Source organism: Rubellimicrobium mesophilum DSM 19309 (assembly GCF_000600335.2).
GTDB lineage: Bacteria > Pseudomonadota > Alphaproteobacteria > Rhodobacterales > Rhodobacteraceae > Rubellimicrobium > Rubellimicrobium mesophilum.
The window spans coordinates 1-1,955 of sequence record NZ_KK088546.1 but is presented as its reverse complement, the minus strand read 5'-3'; the positions used below and the strand labels follow the sequence as shown (position 1 = coordinate 1,955).

2 protein-coding genes and 1 pseudogene are annotated in these 1,955 nt (G+C 60.7%); 1 reads left to right on the top strand and 2 read right to left on the bottom strand.

Going from position 1 to position 1,955, the window contains the following annotated elements; translation table 11 throughout:
• A partial coding sequence (locus RUMESO_RS02855; RefSeq protein WP_037277977.1) for an IS5 family transposase occupies positions 1 to 406 on the bottom strand: 406 nt, incomplete at its 3' end.
• Between the two features lie 384 nt (positions 407 to 790).
• Positions 791 to 1,278: pseudogene (locus tag RUMESO_RS02845) on the bottom strand (transposase); the annotation flags it as partial.
• Positions 1,279 to 1,766: 488 nt separating this feature from the next.
• On the opposite strand from RUMESO_RS02845, the gene RUMESO_RS02840 reads away from it, so the two are divergent.
• On the top strand, positions 1,767 to 1,955 hold a 189-nt coding region (locus RUMESO_RS02840), incomplete at its 3' end, for a transposase (protein WP_211262752.1).

Below are 1,955 nucleotides of genomic sequence, written 5' to 3'. Positions count from 1 at the left end.
CCTGCCACTCGCCGTCGCCGCGCATCTTCACGCCGGTGCTGTCGACCAGCAGGTTCAGATTGCCGCCCGAGCGGCGAAAGGAGATCTGAATGCTCACCGTCTTCTGCCGCCGGCACAGGGTGGAGTAGTCCGGCACCGGCCAGTCCTCCAGACCGGCCATCCTGAGCAGGCTCTCGACCATCCCGATCGTCTGCCGCAGAGCGAGCCCGAACAGGACCTTGATGCTGAGGCAGAACTGGATCGCCGCGTCAGAGAAGGTCTCAGGCCGACCCGGCCGGCCGCTCGCCGGTGCCAGCCACCCCATCTCTCGGTCCAGCCAGACCAGCAACGAGCCACGCCGGCGCAGGGCCACGTTGTAGTCAGGCCAGTTCGTCGTGCGATAGCGGGCGGGAGACGGCTTGCTCATGAGTGCCCAGATAGGCGCCACGGGTCCCTACGCGAGCACCCGCCACAGGGTTGTGCAACAACGCCTAAACACCTCACCATGTTCGTCAACTCGCTCTTTAGATTTGATTAGGGTCATACGTTAGCTAACAAACTAAGGGGTTTCCGTCGTCAGATGAGTTGAGACTGCGGGGGTCGCTTAGGATCGGAGGGTCTGGTCCATCTGGGTGTAAGGTTAGGCGGTTGTGGCGTGATGCTGCAAGCGCTGGTGGGTGAAGGTGTGCTTCTTGATCCGCTCACGTTCGGCCAAGATGGCCTCCCCCTCGCCGTGATAGACGTCGGCTGGCGTGAGGTTCTTCAGGCGCGCGTGACTGTCGTGCTCGACAAGCGCCACGACCTGCTTCACCCAGCGCTCGAACGTGGCCCTCGGGATCCCGAGCTTCTCCAGGTTGCGGCCGACCGGAAGGTGGGACTGTTCCACGAGCCAGATGATCTCGGCCTTGGTGCATGCGGTGTACCTCATGCGTCGTCCTCCCCAGCCCCTCATGTTTCTTTAGGCTGGCGGTACTCAAGGATGAGGTCGGCAGCCAACTCCCTCACGGCCCCGGCTTCACCGCGCTGCTCCTTCACCTCGTCCGAGGTCGCCGCCCGGCCGGTGTCGCCGGCCAGTCTCTTCTTGCCGGCTTTCATGAACTTCTTGGACCAGCCGTAGTACATCGACGAACTGATCCCCTCGCGCCGGCACAGCTCGGCGATGCTCTCCTCCCCGCGCAGGCCATCCAGCAAGATGCGAATCTTCTCTTCGGCCCCAATCTGGCGGCGCGTCACGCGCCGGATGTCCTTGAGGACGGCCTCGCCAGGCGCCTTCTTCGTCGGCCCGGATGTCTGCTTCATCTTCGCTCCATGATGGCTGCAGTGAACCAGACATCCTCCTCTCACAAAACGCCCCCCTCTTTCTCAAGAGCGCTGATCTGGGACAGTGGCGCTCTACCAAGAGCGAACCCAAGACTCATCGTCAGTGACCTTTATTCGGACGAAGACTCCAGAGACGATCACAATAATGACGCGTCGACGGTACCAGAACCGCGCAACGTATGTTCGAAATCACTAGTCCAAGAACATTTCGTCAAAATCCAAAGCCTTGAAAAGGTCGGCATCCACTAAGCCTAGATTCCTGCGAACCTCGTTCGCGATCTCAGCGAAATTGGGCCATTTTGTCACGTCATGCCACAGCGCCGGATAATACTGCCTGACTACAAATATACAGAATGATAGTGGCGTCAAAACACGACGAACCCCCACCCTTATTTCACTCTCGAAGGGCTCTGTTGCGCAAATCCTGCGGGATTCCTCTTGGAGGCTGAGTGGGTTAGTGGATGAGGATGCCCAAGCCTGACCCTCCGACCTACCGCACGACCAACTGGCGCGCCTACAGTGAAGCCCTGAAGCAGCGCGGCTCGCTTTTGGTCTGGTTTGATCCCGAGATGGAGTGGATCGCCGCCCCGAGTGGCCGGCGCGGGCGTCCGACCACCTTCTCGGATGCTGCCATCCAGGCGTGCCTGATGTTGAAG